Source organism: Kocuria rosea subsp. polaris, from assembly GCF_001483755.1.
GTDB classification, from domain to species: Bacteria; Actinomycetota; Actinomycetes; order Actinomycetales; family Micrococcaceae; genus Kocuria; species Kocuria cellulosilytica.
The window spans coordinates 42,637-62,437 of sequence record NZ_LQBK01000038.1; the positions used below are offsets into that span (position 1 = coordinate 42,637).

The 19,801-nt window shown below is 74.1% G+C and carries 27 protein-coding genes; 13 read left to right on the top strand and 14 right to left on the bottom strand.

Features of this window, described 5'->3' with window-relative positions; translation table 11 throughout:
* The first annotated feature begins 191 nt into the window (after positions 1–191).
* The gene (locus AVL61_RS13985; RefSeq protein WP_058874938.1) at positions 192–1,367 is read left to right on the top strand and encodes a CAP domain-containing protein; all 1,176 of its coding nucleotides are present in this window, start codon (positions 192–194) and stop codon (positions 1,365–1,367) included.
* Positions 1,368–1,416: 49 nt separating this feature from the next.
* Here AVL61_RS13985 and AVL61_RS13990 read toward each other — a convergent pair whose 3' ends face one another.
* The gene (locus tag AVL61_RS13990) at positions 1,417–2,424 is read right to left on the bottom strand and encodes a zinc-dependent alcohol dehydrogenase family protein (protein ID WP_058874939.1); all 1,008 of its coding nucleotides are present in this window, start codon (positions 2,422–2,424) and stop codon (positions 1,417–1,419) included.
* 113 nt (positions 2,425–2,537) lie between these two features.
* Positions 2,538–3,281 (bottom strand): MBL fold metallo-hydrolase, encoded by a 744-nt coding sequence (locus tag AVL61_RS13995; protein ID WP_058874940.1) that lies wholly within the window; start codon positions 3,279–3,281, stop codon positions 2,538–2,540.
* A 219-nt stretch (positions 3,282–3,500) separates the two neighbouring features.
* On the opposite strand from AVL61_RS13995, the gene AVL61_RS14000 reads away from it, so the two are divergent.
* Positions 3,501–3,701 (top strand): hypothetical protein, encoded by a 201-nt coding sequence (locus AVL61_RS14000; RefSeq protein WP_058874941.1) that lies wholly within the window; start codon positions 3,501–3,503, stop codon positions 3,699–3,701.
* An 84-nt stretch (positions 3,702–3,785) separates the two neighbouring features.
* Here the strand turns inward: AVL61_RS14000 and AVL61_RS14005 are convergent, their stop codons facing one another.
* Together AVL61_RS14005 and AVL61_RS14010 are read right to left on the bottom strand one after the other, a co-directional pair.
* Positions 3,786–4,484 carry a type 1 glutamine amidotransferase domain-containing protein gene (locus AVL61_RS14005; RefSeq protein ID WP_058874942.1) on the bottom strand — a complete coding sequence of 233 codons (699 nt, stop codon included), beginning with the start codon at positions 4,482–4,484 and terminating at the stop codon, positions 3,786–3,788.
* A gap of 72 nt (positions 4,485–4,556) precedes the next feature.
* A complete protein-coding gene (locus AVL61_RS14010; protein ID WP_058874943.1) occupies positions 4,557–5,429 on the bottom strand; it encodes an aldo/keto reductase in 873 nt (290 codons plus the stop codon).
* Between the two features lie 96 nt (positions 5,430–5,525).
* On the opposite strand from AVL61_RS14010, the gene AVL61_RS14015 reads away from it, so the two are divergent.
* On the top strand, positions 5,526–6,416 hold the full coding sequence (locus tag AVL61_RS14015; protein ID WP_058874944.1) for an SDR family NAD(P)-dependent oxidoreductase: 891 nt from the start codon (positions 5,526–5,528) through the stop codon (positions 6,414–6,416).
* Here AVL61_RS14015 and AVL61_RS14020 read toward each other — a convergent pair.
* Positions 6,391–7,002 carry a deoxynucleotide monophosphate kinase family protein gene (locus AVL61_RS14020; RefSeq protein WP_058874945.1) on the bottom strand — a complete coding sequence of 204 codons (612 nt, stop codon included), beginning with the start codon at positions 7,000–7,002 and terminating at the stop codon, positions 6,391–6,393. The genes AVL61_RS14015 and AVL61_RS14020 overlap by 26 nt on opposite strands.
* Before the next feature lie 592 nt (positions 7,003–7,594).
* Here AVL61_RS14020 and AVL61_RS14025 point away from each other — a divergent pair.
* Positions 7,595–8,092, top strand: a complete 498-nt coding sequence (locus AVL61_RS14025) for a hypothetical protein (RefSeq protein WP_058874946.1) — start codon at positions 7,595–7,597, stop codon at positions 8,090–8,092.
* A gap of 27 nt (positions 8,093–8,119) precedes the next feature.
* Here the strand turns inward: AVL61_RS14025 and AVL61_RS14030 are convergent, their stop codons facing one another.
* Positions 8,120–8,710 carry a thymidine kinase gene (locus AVL61_RS14030; RefSeq protein ID WP_058874947.1) on the bottom strand — a complete coding sequence of 197 codons (591 nt, stop codon included), beginning with the start codon at positions 8,708–8,710 and terminating at the stop codon, positions 8,120–8,122.
* A 166-nt stretch (positions 8,711–8,876) separates the two neighbouring features.
* Between AVL61_RS14030 and AVL61_RS14035 the strand changes: the two genes are divergently transcribed.
* Positions 8,877–9,608, top strand: a complete 732-nt coding sequence (locus AVL61_RS14035) for a DUF72 domain-containing protein (RefSeq protein ID WP_058874948.1) — start codon at positions 8,877–8,879, stop codon at positions 9,606–9,608.
* A 98-nt stretch (positions 9,609–9,706) separates the two neighbouring features.
* Complete coding sequence (locus AVL61_RS14040) at positions 9,707–9,910, top strand: hypothetical protein (RefSeq protein WP_058874949.1); 204 nt, start codon at positions 9,707–9,709, stop codon at positions 9,908–9,910.
* Between the two features lie 153 nt (positions 9,911–10,063).
* Here AVL61_RS14040 and AVL61_RS14045 read toward each other — a convergent pair whose 3' ends face one another.
* The 7 genes from AVL61_RS14045 to AVL61_RS14075 all read right to left on the bottom strand — a co-directional run bounded on the left by AVL61_RS14045 (position 10,064) and on the right by AVL61_RS14075 (position 14,602).
* Positions 10,064–10,627, bottom strand: coding sequence for a DinB family protein (locus AVL61_RS14045; protein WP_058874950.1), 564 nt, complete (start codon positions 10,625–10,627; stop codon positions 10,064–10,066).
* A gap of 34 nt (positions 10,628–10,661) precedes the next feature.
* A complete protein-coding gene (locus tag AVL61_RS14050; protein WP_058874951.1) occupies positions 10,662–10,961 on the bottom strand; it encodes a hypothetical protein in 300 nt (99 codons plus the stop codon).
* Between the two features lie 117 nt (positions 10,962–11,078).
* A complete protein-coding gene (locus tag AVL61_RS14055) occupies positions 11,079–11,459 on the bottom strand; it encodes a winged helix-turn-helix domain-containing protein (RefSeq protein WP_408669428.1) in 381 nt (126 codons plus the stop codon).
* A 67-nt stretch (positions 11,460–11,526) separates the two neighbouring features.
* A complete protein-coding gene (locus AVL61_RS14060; RefSeq protein WP_058874953.1) occupies positions 11,527–12,018 on the bottom strand; it encodes a hypothetical protein in 492 nt (163 codons plus the stop codon).
* The gene (locus AVL61_RS14065) at positions 12,015–13,091 is read right to left on the bottom strand and encodes a TerC family protein (RefSeq protein ID WP_058874954.1); all 1,077 of its coding nucleotides are present in this window, start codon (positions 13,089–13,091) and stop codon (positions 12,015–12,017) included. The genes AVL61_RS14060 and AVL61_RS14065 overlap by 4 nt, the downstream gene beginning before the upstream one ends.
* A 329-nt stretch (positions 13,092–13,420) precedes the next feature.
* Entirely contained in the window at positions 13,421–13,633 is a 213-nt protein-coding gene (locus AVL61_RS14070) for a hypothetical protein (protein WP_058874955.1), read from the bottom strand.
* 162 nt (positions 13,634–13,795) lie between these two features.
* Positions 13,796–14,602: an alpha/beta fold hydrolase gene (locus tag AVL61_RS14075; protein ID WP_197412718.1), complete on the bottom strand. Its 807-nt coding sequence runs from the start codon at positions 14,600–14,602 to the stop codon at positions 13,796–13,798.
* Positions 14,603–14,976: 374 nt separating this feature from the next.
* On the opposite strand from AVL61_RS14075, the gene AVL61_RS14080 reads away from it, so the two are divergent.
* The 4 genes from AVL61_RS14080 (at position 14,977) to AVL61_RS14095 (ending at position 17,579) form a co-directional block, all read left to right on the top strand.
* Positions 14,977–15,750 (top strand): hypothetical protein, encoded by a 774-nt coding sequence (locus AVL61_RS14080; protein ID WP_058874957.1) that lies wholly within the window; start codon positions 14,977–14,979, stop codon positions 15,748–15,750.
* 143 nt (positions 15,751–15,893) lie between these two features.
* A complete protein-coding gene (locus AVL61_RS14085; protein WP_058874958.1) occupies positions 15,894–16,298 on the top strand; it encodes a hypothetical protein in 405 nt (134 codons plus the stop codon).
* A 235-nt stretch (positions 16,299–16,533) separates the two neighbouring features.
* A complete protein-coding gene (locus tag AVL61_RS14090) occupies positions 16,534–16,914 on the top strand; it encodes a hypothetical protein (RefSeq protein ID WP_058874959.1) in 381 nt (126 codons plus the stop codon).
* A gap of 329 nt (positions 16,915–17,243) precedes the next feature.
* Positions 17,244–17,579: a hypothetical protein gene (locus tag AVL61_RS14095; RefSeq protein ID WP_058874960.1), complete on the top strand. Its 336-nt coding sequence runs from the start codon at positions 17,244–17,246 to the stop codon at positions 17,577–17,579.
* A 152-nt stretch (positions 17,580–17,731) separates the two neighbouring features.
* Here AVL61_RS14095 and AVL61_RS18020 read toward each other — a convergent pair whose 3' ends face one another.
* Positions 17,732–17,926: a hypothetical protein gene (locus tag AVL61_RS18020; RefSeq protein WP_058874961.1), complete on the bottom strand. Its 195-nt coding sequence runs from the start codon at positions 17,924–17,926 to the stop codon at positions 17,732–17,734.
* 201 nt (positions 17,927–18,127) lie between these two features.
* Between AVL61_RS18020 and AVL61_RS14105 the strand changes: the two genes are divergently transcribed.
* The 3 genes from AVL61_RS14105 (at position 18,128) to AVL61_RS14115 (ending at position 19,700) form a co-directional block, all read left to right on the top strand.
* A complete protein-coding gene (locus tag AVL61_RS14105; RefSeq protein ID WP_058874962.1) occupies positions 18,128–18,685 on the top strand; it encodes a GNAT family N-acetyltransferase in 558 nt (185 codons plus the stop codon).
* A 71-nt stretch (positions 18,686–18,756) separates the two neighbouring features.
* Entirely contained in the window at positions 18,757–19,413 is a 657-nt protein-coding gene (locus AVL61_RS14110) for a hypothetical protein (protein WP_157571444.1), read from the top strand.
* A 26-nt stretch (positions 19,414–19,439) separates the two neighbouring features.
* A complete protein-coding gene (locus AVL61_RS14115) occupies positions 19,440–19,700 on the top strand; it encodes a hypothetical protein (RefSeq protein WP_058874964.1) in 261 nt (86 codons plus the stop codon).
* Positions 19,701–19,801 lie beyond the last annotated feature (101 nt).

The window sequence follows — 19,801 nt, forward strand, 5'->3', positions numbered from 1 at the left end:
TTATTGTTCCGTGATAGACGAAACAATTTCACACATTTCGTATTTGCAATCGAAATTCCCTAGCCTTTCCCTGGGCGACTTCCCCAGCCCAATCTGTCTCGTCGTCCGGCCGGACGACGATAGCCCCCCGCCGCGCGGACCCCCCCCAATTCGTCCGTGCGCGCAGACAGACCCAGGAAGCAGAAGCACCCATGGCGAAACACCGCTGCGCCCCCGCGCGCCGTTCCGGCCGCATGGCCGCCCTGGCCCTCTCCGCCGGCATCGGCGTCACCACCCTCGCCGGCACGTCGCTGCTGGCCGGTCCGGCAGCCCACGCGGCCGCGCAGGACGTCGTCGCCGTCGACGCGGCCACCCGTCAGGCGGACGCCCAGCTGATCCTCGACGAGATCAACAGCTACCGCGCGTCCCTCGGCGTGAAGCCCCTCAAGTACTCCGCCACGCTGTCCCAGGTGGTGCAGAAGGAGTCCGACCGGCAGGTGGTCGAGGAGAAGTTCTCGCACAGCACCGCGTTCCTCACCGACCCCCGGACCGGGCCCTACACCAGCGCCAACGAGGTCATCGCCCTGGAGCACCACCGGGACGTGCGGGCCCTCGTGAAGTGGTGGAAGTCCTCGGCGGCCCACGACAAGGCGATCAAGGACCCGCGCCACGAGGTGATCGGCATCGGCCTCACCTACGCGGACGGCCGGCTCGCGAACACCGGGCAGCCCTGGCAGGTGCTCTCCACCGTCAACCTCTACGGGTACGCCAACGGAGGCGCCCCCGCGGACGCGTCGGCGCGCGTGGACGGAGCGCCGGTGCACAGCTACGAGTCGACGCCCGTCCAGACCCCGGCGGGCTACGGCGTGGCCGGCGCGATCGGCTCGAAGTACCACGCCCTGGGCGGCGCCCTGGTCCTGGGGCAGCCCGTGATGCCCGAGCGCGGCGGCCTGCGCGCCGGGGGCGCCTATCAGGAGTTCTCCCTGAACGGGCGCAAGACCACCCTGTACTGGAGCCCCGCCACGGGCGCCCACTGGGTCGAGAACCCCACGGCCATCGGGCAGAAGTTCGTGGCGGCCGGACGGGAGAACGGCTACGGCTTCCCGACCACGGAGGAGCGCCGGCTGCCCGACGGCTCCTCCTACCAGGTCTTCTCCCGGGACGGCGTGCTCACCAAGGTGATGTGGACCCGGGCCCACGGGGCGCGCGCGGTCAACGAGACCGGCGCCATCGGCCGCGCCTGGAAGGCGGCGGGCTTCGAGCGGGGCTACGGCTACCCGGTCACCGACCCGATCCGCTACGGGGACACCGTCTACCAGCGCTTCTCCAACGGCTACCGGGTGAACTGGTCCTCGACCACCGGTCAGGTGTGGGTCACCGGGTGGTGACCCCGGCGTCCCGGGGCACGGTCCCCGGGACGCGGCCCGGGGGCCGTGCTCAGTGCTCGAGCACGATCTTGCCGAAGTGCCGGGCGGACTCCATCTCCCGGAACGCGTCGGCGGCCTCCGCGAGGCCGTGCCGCCGGTCGATCACCGGGTGCAGGCCGGTCGCCTCGAGCGCCCGCACGAAGTCGGCCTGGTCCCGCCGGCTGCCCACCAGCAGCCCCTGGAGCCTCGCCTGGCGGGCCATGAGCAGCGCCGTGGGGACGTCGCCCGCCGCGCCGGTGAGCACGCCGATCAGGGAGATGCGGCCGCCGACGCGCACGGCCCGGATGGACTGCGCGAGCGTGCCCGGCCCGCCGACCTCGACGACGTGGTCCGCGCCGCGGCCGTCCGTGAGCTCCTGGACGGCGCGTCCCCACTCGGGCGTCTCCCGGTAGTTGAGCACGTGGTCCGCGCCGAGCTGCCGGACGCGGTCGAGCTTGTCGTCGGACGAGGACGTGACCACGACGGTGGCGCCCATGGCCTTGGCGAGCTGCACGGCGAAGACCGAGACGCCGCCGGTGCCCAGGGCCAGGACCACGTCCCCCGCCCGGAGCCCGCCCTCCACCACGAGGGCGCGCCAGGCCGTGACGCCGGCCGTGGTGATGGTCGCGGCCTCGGCGTGCGACCAGCCCTGCGGGGCCCGGGTGAACCACGTGGCGGGCCGCACCACCGCCTCCCGGGCGTAGCCGTCGAGCCCGTCGCCGGGGACCCGCCGGAAGTCGCCGTCCACGGGAGGGCCGTCCTGCCACAGCGGGAAGAAGCAGGAGACCACGGCGTCGCCCTCCGCGAACTCCTCGACGCCCTCCCCCACGGCCTCGACGACACCTGCCCCGTCGGCGAGGGGGATCCTCCCGTCCTCGGTGCGCGTCCCGCCCGAGACCACGAGGTAGTCGTGGTAGTTCAGGGAGCTCGCGTGCAGGCGGACGCGGACCTCACCGGGCCCGGGCTCCCCGGGATCGGGCACGTCCTCGAACTCGATCCGGTCGAGGCCGCCGGGGGCGGAGACGGTCAGCTGCTTCACGGGTGGTCCTCCAGGCAGGTCGGGGCCGTCGGTCGCCGCCCACGATAGCCGCCGCGCCCGGACCTGTCATCAGCACGCTTCCTGTTGTTCCGGCCGGACCCCGGCGGTGCCGGTCAGTGGGCGCCCACGGCACGGGCGTGCCGGGCGGCCGCCTCGGCGCCCTGCGTCCAGCGCTCCCCGTGCCCGGGCAGCACGGTGTGCGCCCCGGTGGCGGCCACCGCGTCGAGGGAGTCCAGGGCCACGGCGGAGTCCTTGGTCGCCGCGGCGGCGATGATCTGCGGGCCGCGCCGGCCGGTGTAGGGGTCCAGCGTCACGAGGGCGTCCCCGCTGAGGACGGCTCCCCGGTCGGGCAGGTCCAGGACGCAGTGCCCGTCCGTGTGGCCCGGGGTGTGCACCGCCACGGGCCGGCCGGGGACGGGCAGGGCCGTCCCGGTCTCGAGCGGTCGCAGCCCCCGGACGCCCTTGACCGAGAGGGCTCCGGCCGCCGCCATCCGCCCGAGCAGCGGCAGCGACCTCGGGTGCGTGACGGGGTAGAGGAACCGGTTGCGCTCGGGCCGGTACCGGTAGGGGTGGGCGGCCAGGTGTGCGTCTCCCGCATGGCCCAGGACGGGCAGCTGCCACTGCTCCTGGGCGCGGCGGGCGAAGCCCACGTGGTCGAAGTGCGCGTGCGTGAGCACCAGGGCCCTGACCTCGTCGGGGCGCCGGCCCCGCTCCTCGAGCGCGGCGAGCAGCATGGGCCACATGCTGGGCAGGCCGGCGTCCACGAGGGTGACGCCGTCCTCGTCCTCGACCAGGTAGCAGTTGACGTGGGCGTGGGTGATGCGGTGGATGCCGTCGGCCACCTCGGGGGTGAACATGGGTCTCCTCACTCGATCAGGTCATGGCGCAGGTCACACGATCAGTGTGCTGATCATACCTGGTGGTCCGCGGCACCGGTCCACGACACCGGCCCGGGAAGGCCGCCGCCGGCGGGTGCTCCCGGTAGCATGGGTCCCACCACGGCCGCCGTCCACGGATCCCCCGGTCCGCCCGGAACAGGCCCTGGCCCCCCGGCCTGCCCCCCGAAAGGTCCCGCTGTGATCGACCAGCGCCCCGATGCCCTGCCCTCCGTGGAGATCGTCGCCGTCCCCTTCCACCGGTTCCGCCGGCACCGCTGGGCCATGACCTTCGTCCCGGCCGGCGGCAGCCCCGTCCGCCGCACGTTCCCGGACTTCCGGGACGCCGTGGCCGCCGCCCGCGCCCTGGCGCTGGAGCACCGGGCGCCCGTCGGCGTCTGAGCTCCGCCCGGGCCGACCCCGGCAGACGCTGACCCGCCCGGCCCGCGCCGGGCGTCCGGGGCGTCCGGGAGGCCCAGGCCGGCGTCACTCGGCGAGCGCCTCCACGAGGACGTCGGCGACGGCCTGGCTCGACTGGGGGTTCTGCCCGGTGATCAGGTTGGCGTCGCGGATGACGTGGCTGGACCACGCGGGTCCGGTCTCCACGACGGCTCCCTTCTCCCGCAGCACGGTCTCCAGGAACCAGGGGGTGTTCTCCCCGGTGCCGCCGCCCAGCTCCTCCTCGTTGGTGAAGGCGGTGAGCCGGCGGCCGGCGAAGAGGAACGTCCCGTCGTCCTGGGCGCTGAGCAGCGCTGCGGGGCCGTGGCAGAACGGGGCGATGATCCGGCCGGCGCGGTCCGAGGCGGCCAGGATCCGGCCGAGCGAGGGGTCGTGGACGAGGTCCGCCATCGGGCCGTGCCCGCCGGGCAGCACCACGGCGTCGTAGTCGCTCTCGTCGACGTCGGCCAGGACGCGGGGCGCGGAGAGCTCCGCGTCGATGTCCTCCAGATAGGCGCGGAGCTCGTCGGCCCGCTCCTGTCCCCCGGCCGAGTCCGGGTCCAGGCTGACCCGGTCCACGGTCGGGCGGCGCCCGCCCGGGGTGGCGAGGTCGACCGTGTGCCCGGCCGCCCGCAGGGTCCGGTGGGCGACGACGAGCTCCTCCGCCCAGAAGCCGGTGGGGTGCTCGGTGCCGTCCCGCATGGTGAGGGAGTCGGCCGCCGAGGCGATCAGCAGAACACGGGCCATGATGGGTTGCTCCTCAACTGGTGTCTGTCCGGGGCGAACCGGTGTCCGTCCGGGCGGTCGGGGCCGGGGCGGTCAGCCCGCGGCGGTGAGCTCCTCGTCCGTGGCGTCGTCGAGCTCGAGCTCCGCGGCCCCCATGTTCTCCTCGAGGTGCTCGAGGGAGGCGGTGCCGGGGATGGGCATCATCACCGGCGAGCGCCGGAGCAGCCAGGCGAGGGCGACCTGGGCGGTGCTGGCGCCGAGCCGCTGGGCGGCCCGGTCGACGGGCCCGCCCGGGCGGGCCAGTTCCCCGGCGGAGATCGGGGCCCAGGGGATGAAGCCGATGCCGTGCTCCGTGGCGTGGTCCAGGACGTCCTGGGAGGTGCGGTCGGTGAGGTTGTAGCGGTTCTGCACGGTGGAGACGGTGAAGTGCCGTCCGGCGCTCCGGAGCTGCTCCACGGTGACCTCGGACAGGCCCAGGGCCCTGACCTTGCCCTCCTGCTGGAGCTCCCGCAGGACGCCGAACTGCTCCTCGGCCGGGACGGCCGGGTCCACGCGGTGCAGCTGGAGCAGGTCGAGGGCGTCCGCCTTCAGCTTGCGCAGGCTCAGCTCGGTCTGCTGGCGGAGGTACTCGGGCCGCCCGAGCGGGGTCCACTGCCCGGGTCCGGTGCGGGCGAAGCCCACCTTGGTGGCGATGCGCACGCCCGGGGGGTAGGGGTGGAGGGCCTCGGCGATGATCTGCTCGCTGACGTCGGGGCCGTAGGCGTCGGCGGTGTCGATGAAGTCGACGCCGAGCTCCACGGCCCGGCGCACCAGGCGCACGGCGTTCGCGCGGTCGGCGGGCTCCCCCCACACGCCCTCCCCGACGATGCGCATGGCACCGAAGCCGAGCCGGTGGACGGTCCCGAGGTCCCGGAGCTCGATGGTGCGGGGCACGGTGCGGGCGGTGGTCCGGGTGTTTTCCGTCATGCGACCCGCAACGAGTCCGCCCGCGGGCTTATTCCGCCCGGCGGCCCGGGGTGCCGATAGGCTGACCGGGATTCCGGCACGACCCAGGAGGTCTCCGTGGACCAGGACACCGGCGAGCACGACGGCGAGCGCGGCGAGCAGCGCTCCGGGCGGCGCACCGTGGTGATCACCGGGGCCAGCGACGGCATCGGTGCCGCCGCCGCCGGCGAGCTGACGCGGCGGGGGCACGACGTCGTCGTGGTCGGCCGCTCGGAGGAGAAGACCGCGGCGGTGGCCGGTCCGCTCGGGACCCGCCGCTTCACCGCCGACTTCGCGCGGCTCGACGACGTGCGCCGGCTGGCCCGGGAGCTGCAGGAGTCCGTCCCGCGGATCGACGTGCTGGTCAACAACGCCGGGGGGATCTTCGACCGCCGCGAGCTGACGCCCGACGGGCACGAGCGGACGTGGCAGGTCAACCACCTGGGGCCCTACCTGCTCACCCGGCTGCTGCTGGACGGCCTCCTGGCGCACGGCGCGGCGGTGGTCAGCACCTCCAGCGTCGCGGCCCGGATCGGCCGGCTCTCGCCGGAGACCCTCGTGGACGGCCGGCGCTGGAGCCCGCAGCGGGCCTACGCGGACACCAAGCTCGCCAACCTCCTCTTCACCCGCGGACTCGACGGCCGGTACGGGGAGCAGGGGCTGGCCGCCGCGGCCTTCCACCCCGGCGGCGTGGCGACGAACTTCGCCTCGGGCACGAGCACCGCCCTGCGGTTCCTGTACCGCACCCGACCGGGCCGCCGGCTCATGCGGACCCCCGAGCAGGGCGCGGAGACCCTCGTCTGGCTGGCCGACGGCACCGCCGGTCGGGACTGGCGCTCCAGGGGCTACTACGAGAACAGGAGACCGGCCCGTGTCCCGTCCCGGGCGGCCGACGACGCGCTCGCGGACGCCCTGTGGCAGCGCAGCGCCGAGCTCGTGGGGCTCACCCCGGGGCGTCCGGCCGGCTGAGCACCAGGGCGTCGACCTTCGCCCAGAGCTGCTCGACCGTCCCGTCGTTGACGAGGGTCGCGGTGATCCAGCGCGGGTCGATGCCGGCCTCCGACGGGTGCGGGTCCTCATCGGCGGCCGCCCCGGGGCGCACCACGTGCACCACCCGGCCGCCCTCGGCCGTGATGGCGGCGGCCTCGACGTCGAAGCGCACGTCCGTGAACACGACCGGCCCGGCCAGCCGCCGGGCCGTCTCCAGGCCGCGGTCCGCCCAGACCGTCTCCCCGAAGACGGCCTTGCCGGCCTCGTTGCCGACCTTCTGCAGCAGCGTCCGGATCTCCCGGTGCACCGGGTCCCGCGCCTCGTCCTTGAGCAGACCCCAGTCCCCGCCCGCCTCCGCCAGCACGGTGCCGAGCCGCAGCGGCCTGCCGTCCCGGACGCCCACGAGGGGGTCGAGCTCGGCGAGGAACAGCCGCAGCGGGTCGGCGAAGGCCACCCGGGCGTAGCCGTGGGCGGCCACGAGGCGGTCACCGCACGTGTCCTTGCCCGACTGCTTGCGCCCGTGCAGCCCGATCAGCCGCGGACGGGGGTCCGGTCCCTGCGCCATGACGGGCCTCCTCCGCTCGTGCTCGCTAGCGCTCCAGCGTACGGACGGAGGGGCGGGCGCGCACCGGTGCCGCGTGCGCCGGCTCCCTCGTGCCCCCGGCGCCCCGGAGGTCCGCGCAGGAACTGGCCGAAAGGCCATGTGCGATCGAGAACGCCCTCGATAGAGTGAGCCCGGGCCGGGCACCCCCCGCCGGGCCCGGGCACCCACCCATTCCCCGGAAGGAACTGTCATGATCAGACTGGTCGGCGAGTTCGACGCGTTCTTCAACCCCAACTTCACGGCCATCCTCGGCATGTTCTTCGACCTGGTCCGCGCGGTGCTGCTCGGCGGCTGAGCCGCGGTCCACCACGCCCCGTCGGCGCCGCCGGACCTGCTCCGGCGGCGCCGACGTCGTCCCGGGCCGGGCGGCGACGTCGACCCGCGCCCTCGGCCGGGGCCGCGGCGGGCCGGGCGACGACGGCGGTGCGACCGCCGGCCCGCGCCGTGGGGCGGGCCCGGGAGTTCCCCGGGGTCTGCGCCGACTGCTACGTTCTGCGCATCAGGCACCCGGCGGAGCGGCCGCCACCGGTGCCCCGGCCCCGAGGAGGCTCTGGTGAGCCAGCACCACCACGTCGGCGGCGCCACCGGCATCGGCACCCGAGCCGTCGTCGTCCGCGGCGACCCGACCCTGCGCACCGAGCGGCGCACCGTCGTCGACGAGACCGACCGGACCGTCACGGTCGACGACGGCACCCGCTTCGCCAAGGCGACGGGTCTCGAACGACGTGCCCCGGAGCCCGGCCCCGGTGAGCACGGGAGCGCGCCCGCCCCGACCCGCCTCGTCACCGAGGGACACCCCGAGTTCGAGCGGCTGTGGGCGGACGCGGGGCTCAGCGCCTTCACCGACTCCGACCACGCCGCCTACGTCGAGGGGCTGATCGCGTCCAACCGGCTGGCCCGGCGCGGCGACGTGCACGCCCACTACGACGTGGCCGCCATCATCGACGAGCTCGCCGCCCTGCACCCCGACCTCGAGGCCATCCCCGAGGACCTGTTCTGGGCGGTCGTCGACCGGCACGGCCGCGAGGAGGACCGGGACACCACCCCGTGACACCGTCGCCGGGACCTCCCGCCCGGCTCAGCGCAGGCGCCCGCCGGAGCGGCGGAGGTAGCAGCCCGCGCACATCGACTCGTAGGACACCGCGACGCCGTCGATGGCCACCTGGTCGCCCTCGAAGACGGGCTCCCCGTCCACGGTCCGGGCGTTGAACATCGCCTTGGACCCGCAGCGGCAGATCGTGCGCAGCTCCTCGACGGTGTGGGCCACGGCCAGCAGGCGGGCCGCGCCGGGGAACGCCTCCGTGCGGAAGTCCGTGCGCAGCCCGTAGGCGAGCACCGGCACGCCGTCCAGCACCGCGATGCGCAGCAGGTCGTCGACCTGCGCCGGGGTGAGGAACTGCGCCTCGTCGACCAGCAGGCAGTGCACCTGCCCGAACTGCTGCACGGTGGCCCGGAAGCGCCCGCGCACGGCGTCGTCCGGAGCCAGGAGCAGGTCGACCCGCCGCGACTCCCCCAGCCGAGAGACCACGGTGTCCGCGCCCTTCGAGTCGACCGCCGGCTTGGCGACGAGGACCTTCTGGTCCCGCTCCTCGTAGTTGTGCGCGGCCTGGATCAGCACCGTGGACTTCCCGGAGTTCATGGCCCCGTGACGGAAGTAGAGCTTCGCCATCAGCGTGCTCCGGCGGGACGGGAGGCGGGGGTGGTCATGCGGGTGCTCCTGGGGTCGTGCCGGGTGTTCGGTGGGCGGCGGGCAGCGCCGTGCGTGCCGGTGAACACCCTACGTCGGCCCCGCGCGGTGGCCGGCACCGCCGGGGGATCCCGCTAGCCTGGAGCCCATGGGCTGGCACATCGGCACCTCCGGGTGGAGCTACGACCACTGGGAGCACGTCCTCTACCCCCCGGGCACTCCCCCGGCGAAGCGCCTGGAGCTCTACACCCGGGCCTTCGCCACCGTGGAGCTCAACGCGAGCTTCTACCGGTGGCCGCGCAGCGCCACCTTCGCCGGCTGGAACCGGCGGCTGCCGGAGGGCTTCCGGATGACGGTCAAGGCTCCCCGCGGACTGACGCACGCGAAGAAGCTCTACGCGCCCGAGACCTGGAGCCGGCGGATCTCGGAGTCCTGGCACGAGCTGCGGGACCGGCGCGGGGTGCTGCTCGTCCAGCTCCCGCCGGCGCAGGCCCGCGACGACGCGCGGCTCGACTGGTTCCTGGCCGGTCTGCCCGGCTGGCTCCCGGTCGCGGTCGAGTTCCGCCACGACAGCTGGGTGCACCCGGAGGTGTTCGAGCTCCTCCGGCGCCACGGGGCGGCCTACTGCGTGCTCAGCGGGGCCGGGCTGCCCTGCGTCCTGGAGGCCACGGCCCCGTTCGTCTACGTCCGCTTCCACGGCCCGGACCACCACCACCTCTACGCGGGCTCCTACTCGGACGAGGACCTGGCGTGGTGGGCGGAGCGGATCCGGGAGTGGGACCGCGACGGCCGCGAGGTGTACGCGTACTTCAACAACGACGGCGACGGCCACGCCGTGCGCAACGCCCTGACGCTGCGCGGGCTGCTCGACGGCGGCTGAGGAGCGGTCCGTGCCGGGTGCCCGGGCCGGAGCGCCCCGGCACGCACCGGCCGGGCATAGGATCGGGCCATCACCGTCGAGCAGGACAGGAGCCGGAGATGGACCGCTACCAGGAGCCCGCGGACCGCAACGAGGCCTACGCGGAGACGAGCCAGGAGAGGCTGGGCGTCCGCGACGAGGACTGGCTGACCGCCACCACGGACGAGAACAACAGGCGCGAGGGTGCCCGGCCCCAGGATGCGGGGGACGACGTCGTGCCCCCGGAGGACCCGGAGGACGGTCGCCCCGAGGACGACCGGTAGCCGCCGTCCCGGTTTGCACTGCCCCGGCGACGTCTTCCACCATGGAAGGCCTGCCTCCGGCACCGGGAGGCGGAACGTGTTGAAGGCCCGGACCCTGCGCTCAGCGGAGGGGCCGGGCCTTCGCAGTGCTCGGGGCGGCTCGGGACCCGCCGGTCATCGGGTGTGCACGTACAGATCGCGCAGCAGGGCGATCTCCGCGCCGTGGTGGATCAGCTCGCGGTTGACGTGCAGGACCAGCGCGAGCATCGGCAGGTCCGCGTAGGGGCCCTCCTGCGGTCCGCAGGGGAGGGCCAGGTCCGCCTCCGACAGCGCGTGCACCCCGGAGGTCCACCGGTCGAACTCCCGGTCGAGCCGGGCCAGCGCCTCGTGGGCGGTGCCGGCGTACGCCCAGGACTGGTAGGAGGCCTCCGGGCCGGCGAAGTGCCCGTGGCTGCGCACCGCGAGGACGCCGACCACGACGTGCGCCAGCCGCCAGGCGATGGTCGTGAACGGCGCGGGCACCGGTTCGGGATGGGCGAAGTCCAGCACGAGATCCCCGCCGCCCGTCTGCAGGGGCGTGCGCCGCTGCGTCCGTGGGTGGACCGTCCACGCGGTCCCGCCGGTGGGGTCGAAGAAGTACTCCTCGTCGGTGAGCCCGGCGAGACGGGGGCGCAGCTGGCCGGCCCAGTGCCGGTCGATCTGGTCGGCCGCGCAGGCGGCGACGTCGAGTTCGGTCATGGCGATTCCTCTCCGTTCGGGGCGGCGCCCGCGGCTACGGCAGGTCGCTGTAGCCGACCTCGTACTCGGTCACGTCCAGGACGCGCGAGCCCGAGGTGGCGGCGGCACGCTCCCGGATCCGTTCCACGGTCTGCCGGGTGGCGGCCAGGGCCGCTGCGTCCGCCCAGAAGGTGATCGAGACGGACCGGCCGGTGGTCCGCTCCACCAGGCTCAGGGATCCTCGGTACCCGTGCAGCGCCTGGATGCCCGGAAGGACCTCGGAGCGCAGCGCGTCCAGGCCGGAGTCGTAGTCCTCCGGATAGGCACCCTCGTAGGTGCTGACCCGTGCGTACATCGTCGGCCTCCTCCCGCCGGTGCGGACAGGATACGCACCGGGCGGGGCCGGGCACCACCGGTCCCCGGCACGGGCGGCGTGGGCACGCGCCGGCGCTCCCGGGCCCTGCACGTCGGCTCAGGTTCCGTCCGGTGTCCCGCGGGAGACGCCGGGGGCGAAGACGGCCAGCAGCTCCCCGACCTCGTGGGCGGCCGTGGCCGGGTGGCGGAAGTGCCGGTGGACGTCGAGGGTGTAGTGGCTGCGCCGGCCCACCCTGTGCCGGGTGAGGTACCCGGCGTCCTCCAGGTCCTTGAGGATGGTCAGGGTGGCCCGCGTGGTGATGCCCACCTGGGCGGCGATCTCGCTCACCCGCACGTCCTGGGACTGGGCCACGGCCAGCAGGACGTGGCCGTGGTTGGTGAGGAACGTCCACGGCGGGCGCCCCGCCACCGGCCCTCCGGATCCGTCCGGGGCGGGAGGCGGGCTCGCGGCCGCACCGGGGTGGGAGCTGGAGGGCACGGTCGTGGATCCTTCCCGTCGGGAATGCCGATTCTACGACCCGGACGCCGGCGGGAGCCGATCCGGGTCAGAGCTCGGCCAGCCCGCGGGAGCGTGCCGGGCGGCGCACGGTGACCAGGGCCGCCGCGCCGGCCGCCACGAGCAGGACCTCGGCGCCGTGCCGGACCGTGGGCAGCGGCAGTCCCGCCGGGGTGACGACCACCGCGGCACCGGCCCGGCCGGCCGCATGGGCCAGGGCGATGGCCCGCCCCTGACGGGCACGGCGGAAGGCACAGGACCGGTGCCACACGACCTGGACCCGGGCGGGGACCCCGGCGGCGTCCAGGACCGGGCGAGTGCGGGCGGCGACGGCCTCGGCCTCGCGCAGCGCCTCCCGGTGCACCCGGGCGGCGATGACGGCGTCGGCGCTGAAGGCCGAGCGCAGCATCGGCACCAGCAGCAGCAGCAGCGGGCGGCCCTGCTCGGCGGCGATCCTCGCGGCGCAGCGGGCCACCGTGACGGACTCGGGGCCGTCGGTGACCACCGCGGCCACGGGACGGCGGGGAGCAAGGGCGGTCATCGGAGGTCTCCTTCGTGACGGCGGGCGGGCTCGGGGTCCTCCCGGTGCCCGGTGGCGGTTCCCGCGCGGCGGGCGGACCGGACCGGCTCCAGGGCGGCGTCCTCGGCCTCGGTGGCGACCCGGAACGGGGGCTCGGCCGGGGCCGGCAGCTCCCGGCGTCCCTGTCCCCGCGTGGCCCGCAGGCTGAGGACGATCGAGACCGTGATGATCGTGGCGACCACGGCCAGGGAGACCGGCGTGGGGACGTAGAACAGGTCGATCTTCAGCAGCATCTTGGCCCCCACCCAGATCAGGACCAGGGCCAGGCCGACCTTCAGGTACACGAAGCGGTGCATGAGGTCCGCCAGCAGGAAGTACATCGCCCGCAGTCCCAGGATCGCGAAGGCGTTGGCGGTGAAGACGAGGAACACCTCGTCGGTGACGGCGAAGATCGCCGGGATCGAGTCGACGGCGAAGACGACGTCGGTGGTCTCGATCAGCACGAGCACCGCGAGCAGCGGGGTGGCCAGCAGAACCCCGTCCTTCCGGACCAGCAGCCTCTGCCCGTGGTAGACGTCGGTCATCGGCACGAAGCGCCGGAAGCCGCGCAGCACCATCGAATGCTCGGGATCCAGGTGCTCGTTGCGCTGACGGATCATCCGGTACCCGGTGTAGAGCAGGAACGCGGCGAAGACGTAGAGGATCCAGGAGAAGTTCTGGATCAGCACCGCCCCGGCGGCGATGAACACCCCGCGGAACACCAGGGCGCCGAGCACGCCGAGGAACAGCACCCGGTGCTGGAACTCACGGGGAACGGCGAAGTAGCTGAAGACGATCGCCCAGACGAAGACGTTGTCCACCGCCAGGGACTTCTCGATGAGGTATCCGGAGAAGTACTGCTGGCCGTACTCCGCGCCCCACACCTGCCAGACGACGGCGCCGAAGGCCACGCCGAAGGCCACCCACACCCCCGACCACACGGCAGCCTCACGCACGCCGATGACATGAGCGCGGCGGTGGGCGAACAGGTCGACCGCGAGCATCACCACGATGAAGCCCAGCACCGCGGCCCAGATCCAGAACGGGACATCCATGACGACAACCTTCCGATCGATCCGATCGGAGGTCTCTCCCGGCCCGGCACGGGCCCGTTCCGCCGGACCCTCAGGGCCGTAGTGACGACGGAACGCTGGTGGGATACTCCCCTCCCTGCACTAACCAGTGAAGCACACTTCACCTTTTTGCGGCAAGGGGCGCATCGGTACCCGCTCCGTCCACAAGGATCGGCCGGCCGGGATCCGGGTGTCGGCGGGGATCGTCCAGCTCGTCGTCATCACGGTGCCGCCGGACGGCCGGGCCCGCTCTGCCGGTGGGCTTCGTGGACCGGCTGCCCTCGGTCGGGACCGAGGACGATGCGGGAGGCTCAGAGCAGCGGCACCAGTCCGCTCCGCAGCAGGGGCAGCCCGCGCAGGCCGAGGTACCTCTCGATCGTGGTGACCGACGGCGCGGTCAGGTCCTCCTCCGCCTCCCACAGCGCGTCGCACTCGTCGCAGACCTGCACGACCTCTCCGGTGGCCTCCACCCGGTAGCGGGCCACCGTGCCGTACTCGCAGTCCGGGCACTCGTCGGTCTCCACGGCAGCTCCTCTGCTCACGCTCCCCGGCACGGCGCCGGGCGCTCATCGGATCGACGCGAGGACCCCGCCGCGCTGGGGCCAGCGCTCACGAGGTCCTCGGGTGATCAGATTGTGCACCCCCGGGGCCGGTGCGCGGAAGGGCTGCCGCGCACCCGCCGCAGCTCACGAGGGCAGGGCCAGGAAGGCCCCCACATCGGTCGGCAGCCGGCGGACCAGCTGCGTGGACAGGTGACCCCGGCGCGGGTAGAGCACCAGGTGTCCGCGCGGAGCCCGGGCGGCGGTCTCGTGCAACAGCTGCGGGGTGTAGAACCGGTCGCGCGCACCGTCCACGACCAGCAGCGGGCAGCCCAGTGCGGACATCCGGTCCCCGACGTCGAAGGCGTCCTCGGCGTCGATCGTCGTCAGCAGGTCCGGGTCGCCGCTGCCGAGCACGCGGACCCCGAGCAGCCACCCGAGGACGCCCAGCGCCCGGGACGTCGGTGCGGTGGCCCCCATGGTCGCCATGGTCAGTGCCCCGGCGCGCCGGACCTCCCCGCGCCGCAGGGACCGGGCGACCTCCTGCTGCACCCACCGCCCGCGCGGGCCCAGCCGGTGAGCGCCGGAGACGAGCACCAGCCGGCGCACCAGGCCGGGGTGGTCCAAGGCCAGCTGCAGGGCCACGCTGGCGCCGGTGGAGACCCCTACCACGTCGACCCCGCCCGTCTCCTCCGTGAACTGCTCCTGCAGGACCGCGGCGTAGTCCCCGGCGATCCCGGCCATGGTCGCCCCGGCCGGAAGCCGGTGCCGCCGGTTGATCCACCACACGGTGCGATCGGCGGGCAGGATGCGCAGCTGGGCGAGCTGCGCCGTCAGCTCCGCGCCCTCGGGCAGCCGGTGGTGGGCACTGAGCCCGGGAAGGAGCACCACCGCAGGGCCGGAGCCGACGCGCAGGAACGGCAGGCCCGGACCCAGGTATCCGCGGTCGGTCACGGTCCGGGCCATCTCAACCGGTCCTGGAGGGTCCGAGGGACGCCGACCGCACCGGGAACGTCCTCCGGACTCCGGCCGCCGGCGCGTCGCGTTGGGTGGGAGCTGCAGTCATGCCCCCAGTGTCCCGGGGCGGCGAGGCCGCCGCCAGAGCAGAACGGTTCGTGTCGTGCCCGACCCGGGGAACTGCGCCGAGAACGGACCCGAGGACCCGTCGTGGTGCACGGCGGTCGTGAAGCCGACCACCGTCGCCGCGGGGAAACCCGCTGCCCCGGCGGCTGCCGGGAGGAGCGGCCGGCGGCTGTTACGGTTCCACCAGCAGGCACCGGGCGAAGACGTCGCCCCCGCCTCCGACGCCACGAGGAGCACCCCGGCTGATGGACGAACGGCGGAGACTCAACCAGGGCGGCGCCGTGTACCCCGGTGCCCGGGCGGTGGTCGTCCCCGCCCGCACCGGAGCCACCGGTGAACCCACCACCCGCCGTGCGGTCGTGGCCGCCGACCGGAAGAGCTTCACCCTCGACGACGGGCAGGTCTACGAACGGCTCTCCGGGGCACTGTGGTCCCAGCGCTACTCCCTGGACATCGGCACCCTGCTGGTCCGCCAGGCCTGCACCGAGGGTGCGGCCCTGTTCGACAGCCTCTGGCGCTCGGCCACGGACCCGTCGCCGCGCACCGCGGCCGAGATCGCGCAGGCCCAGGACCAGGTGGTCCTCGAGGCACTGCGCGCCCGGCACCGGGTCCCGCCGTGGGCGAGGGCGGACTTCTACTACGACACGGCACGGGCCCGGGACGCGCTGGCCGGGCTGAGCGCGGACTTCACCCGGATCCCCGACGAGAAGTTCTGGGCCGTGGTGGAGCACCACCGCCGCACGCCCGCCGAGATCGCCGGCCTCACCCGGCCGGTGGGCCCGGACTGCCTCACCGCCGAGCACGGCACCTGCCGGCGGTGCCGGCCCGTGCACGTGTGGGCCTGGGTCGCCGAGCGCCGCTGGAGCCACCACGGCGGGGACCCGGCGGTGACCTACGACGTCGGGGCGATCCTCACCGCGCTGGAGCGCATCGACCCCGGGTACCAGCACACCCCGGGCCGTGTCCTCGACCGCGTCCTCGACGAACAGCACCGCGCGGAGCAGGGCGAATCCGGGTGAGCCCGGGACCGGCGGAGCGGCCCGCCGCGGTACGGAAACCAGCCGCCCGGAGCGGTCCGGCACGTAGGATCGGGCCAGTGGCTGCACCCGCGCGCCCGGTGCTGCCTGCTCGGCCTCCGGCCCCACCGACGAGAGGACGTCCCATGCGCCGCCCCCTTCCTGCTCTCCTGGCTCTCTCCGCCCTGGCGCTGACCGGCTGCGGGCCGACCGCCGCGGACATCCAGGCGATGGTGGACGGCAACACCGCCTACGACGACGCGCTGGCACTGCGCGAGGACGTCGTCGACGCCGGTGTGGAGTGCCCGGGCACGGACCAGCTGCGCGCCCCGGCCGATGCGTCGACCACCTTCCTCGACTGCGCCAACGGCGTCATGGCGATGGCCGTCGCGGGGTCCGAGGAGAGCATGGACCAGCTGCTGGGCCTCCTCCGGGACGAGCAGAACGCCTCGATCCTGCACGCGGGCAACTGGATCGTCATCTCGAGGGACGCGGCGCCGCTGGAGCAGCTGCAGGACGAGCTCGGCGGGCAGATCAGCACGAACCCCTGAGCGCTCGCGCTGGCGCCCCGGGCCACCGGATGCCTGCCGGCAGAAGGCGGCCAGCCCCGTCGCCGACAGGATCGTGCGTCCTGTCGGCGACGGGACTGTCGCCGCCGGCCGCACCGAGGACCCGTACGGGCTGAAGCGGCGCTGAATCCCCAGCCGGATCCGAGCGAGCCCTCAGCATCCGGTGCCACGATCGTGTGGCGTCGCAAACCGTGACGCGCCGCACACCTCGAGGATCATGGGCTCCCCCACTCTGACCCCCACTCCCCGCACCGGTTCCCACGGCGTCTCCCGCACGGGCCACCGGGCCTCTCCGCACACCCGTCCGCCCGGCATCGGAGTCGGCGCCTCCCCGCAGGTGCTGCCTGCGGTGCAGGCCACGACGCTGTCGCGCTACCGGGTGCGCGCGGACCGGCCGAGCCTGAGTCTGCGCGCCGGTGAGCTGGTGCTGTGCGCGGTCTACGAGCCGACCGTGCTCGGCATGGTCGTCCTGGTCCGGTACGAGTCCGACGGCTACGCACCGGGCGCGCTGCTGGCGGCCCGCGACCTCGCCCTCGTCGAGCACACCCGGATGCGCGCCGAGCCCGTGGCGTGGTCGGTGCCGGGTGTGCGCGGCTGACCCGTTCCTGCCCCGGGCGGACCGCACACCGTCGGTCCGGGCCCGCGAACAGCCGCCGGGGTGCACGAGCCGGCCGATCGCACCACGGTCACCGTGACCGAGGAGCCGGCCGAGGCACCGGCAGCCGTCGAGGGACCGTGCGAGCGTTGCCGACCTCGACCACGGTCGGCCTGCCTCCGGCACGGGAGACCGAACATGGTGGAGGCCCGTGCCCCTGATCGGGGTCCAGCCCTCCCCTGCCCCACCCCCGAAGCGGGGCATTCCCCTTCACACACAGATCTGGTGGACTGGTCGCGGATGGCGACGCGACCGGATGGGATGCGGCAGGCATGAAGGGCACGACGAAGCAGACGATCGGCACCGTGGTGCTGACCACGGGAGTCCTCACCGTGTTCAACTCCTTCGAGCTCCACACGGTGGGCCCGTTCTGGTTGGGCGGTTCGGTCACTGTCGCCGGCGTGCTGATCGCCGTGCTGGGGTGGAAGCTGATCTCCCGCGGGCGCGGTGACGTGGCCCTGGCAGACAGGCAGCGCAATGACGCGGACGTCGCCCGGCACCAGGCGTACTCGGCCGGTGGGACCGCACCCGGCCAGGGGCGGGGCGACGAGGAGGCCGGATCCGCCGAGACGGACTCCTCGCTCGAGGAACCGCCGGAGTCGCGGTAGCGGCTCGGAGCTGCTCGACCCCCAGCCGGCGCACGACGGTCCGGGTCCCCGGATCCGTCGCCTCCGCGCCGGTGCACCGACGTGGGGCTGTGCGGGCCGCCGGATCGCTTCCCGGCCGGGCCGCCACGGAGCCGTCCGCGGGCCTCCGGGGTTCAGTCCCCGGCCATCAGGAAGCCGCCGGCAGCCAGGAACAGCGCGGCCGAGACGGCCAAGAACCCGGCAGCGGCCCGGCGGTCCCGGCCCTTGGGCATCGTGCCGCTTCCCCCGACCAGTCCCCGGGCCAGGAAGGCCAGGCCGGCGAACAGGAACCCGAGAGCGACCAGGTTGAGCTTCAGCGACGTCGGCATCAGCGGATCTTCGCTGTGGTCGCGCCCGTCTCCGCCATGTCGCCAGCGTAACGAAACGCGAGCGCGAGCCCACGCAGCTCGTCAGGCGGTCCGTGCGTCAGGTGGATTGCCGCAGCGCGGGCTGCTCTCCGGCAGGTCGGTCCGCCCGAGTTCCTCGAGGACCTCCTCGATGCCGCAGCGCACCGGCGCTACGCTCGACCCATGTGCTCCCCCAGCATCACGATCCGGCCCGCCGCCTGCGACGACTACGAAGCGGCCGCCGAACTCAACCGGCAGGTCGCCCCGCACCGGGATCTGACCCGGGAGCAGTTCGAGCGGTGGCTGGGCACCACCACGGTCGCGGAGACCCGCCGGGGCGAGATCGTCGGGCTGTGCCACGGCAACCACTCCTCGGCCACCTGGCAGAGCTTCGTCGTGACGCCGGAGCCGCCCGCCGAGTGGCGGTGCAGCTACCTCGACACCCTCGTCGTCGCCCACCAGCACCGCGACCACGGCATCGGCGCCGCCCTGCTGGAGCGCTTCCTGGACGCCGCGCGGGCGGCCGGCAACACCTGGGTCGTGCTCCGCCCCGCATCCCCCGATTTCGTCCACGGAGTCGAGGAGCTGCTGGCCTTCTACGGGGCCGCCGGTTTCGTCCCGCTCCAGCACCGGCTCGCCCACGGCCTCACACGCGCGCTCGTGCTCGGCCGGGCCCTGGTCGAGCACCCCGGACACACCATCGAGCCGCTGCAGGTCACCGCCACGGTCCCCGGCCGCTGACCCGCCCACCACATCCTGAGTGCGTGCACCCGGCCGTGACGCCGGACCCCCGTCCTGTGCCCCGGACCGCCGTGACCGACAGCCCGGTCCTCCACGTCCAGCAGGACGCGCGGCCGGACCTGTTCCGGCGCGGCGCCCCGCTTGTCGGACCGGTCTTCGCCGCGGTCGTCGTCGCGGTCCTGATCGGCGTGCCGATCCTGCTGACGGTGGCGTTCTGGAGCCCCTGGATGCTGTTCACGCGGATCTTCGTCGAAGCCGGCCTCCTGCCGCTGGTGACAACGGTGCGGGCCGTGCGGAAGGGGGCCTGGCGCCCTCCACCGCTCCAGCGACGTGCTGCGCGAGGCCGGCATCGGGACGACCGCGTCGGAAGTCCGGTTCCCGGTGGTTCCCCGGCGACGCCCGGACTCCGCCCCGACCCGGCAGTCCGGGGCGTTGCCGCATCCGGGGCCGGTTCCGCGCACTGGGGCGTCGAGGAGTCAGCTGCGTGGGCGCGGCCGGCTCACCGGTCCCGCTCCGGCCCGAACAGCGGTCCCACCGCTTGGTCCGGATCGGGAGCGCTCCGCACGCTCACCGATCGGAAGGCCCCCATGGGTGACAACGCCGCCATCGAGACGATCTTCGGGCTCGTCCTCCTGATCCCGTGCGTGATCGGCCCGGGCCTGGTCGTCGCGCTGGTCGCCACATCGGTCCTCGCCCTGGTGCAACCGGGTCGGTTTCCTGCACCCTGAACCCACGAGCCCTCGAAGGAGTCGACATGCTGCCCCTGATGCCCGCAGAAGCACTCGACAGCCCGCCCCCGTTCGGTCTCGTCCTGGGGATCCTCGGCCTGGCTGTCGCCGCGGTGTGCGTGGCGGCTCTCCTGCGTCTCTACCGCCCGAAGCATCTCGACCAGCGCACCGGCACCGATGGCGGAACGGCCGCTGGGGGCTCCACCGCTGGATTCTGGGGCTACGGCGGCGGGGATTCCGGAAGAGGATTCGACGGCGGCGGGGGTGTGGGCGGTGGCGAGTGCTGACGCCGACCCTCCGAGAGGCTGCGCCTGACGGTCACCCTCACCGCTGTCGAGTGGCCGGCCGTGGTTGCCTCTCCTTCGGGCCTCCGACGATGACGATCATC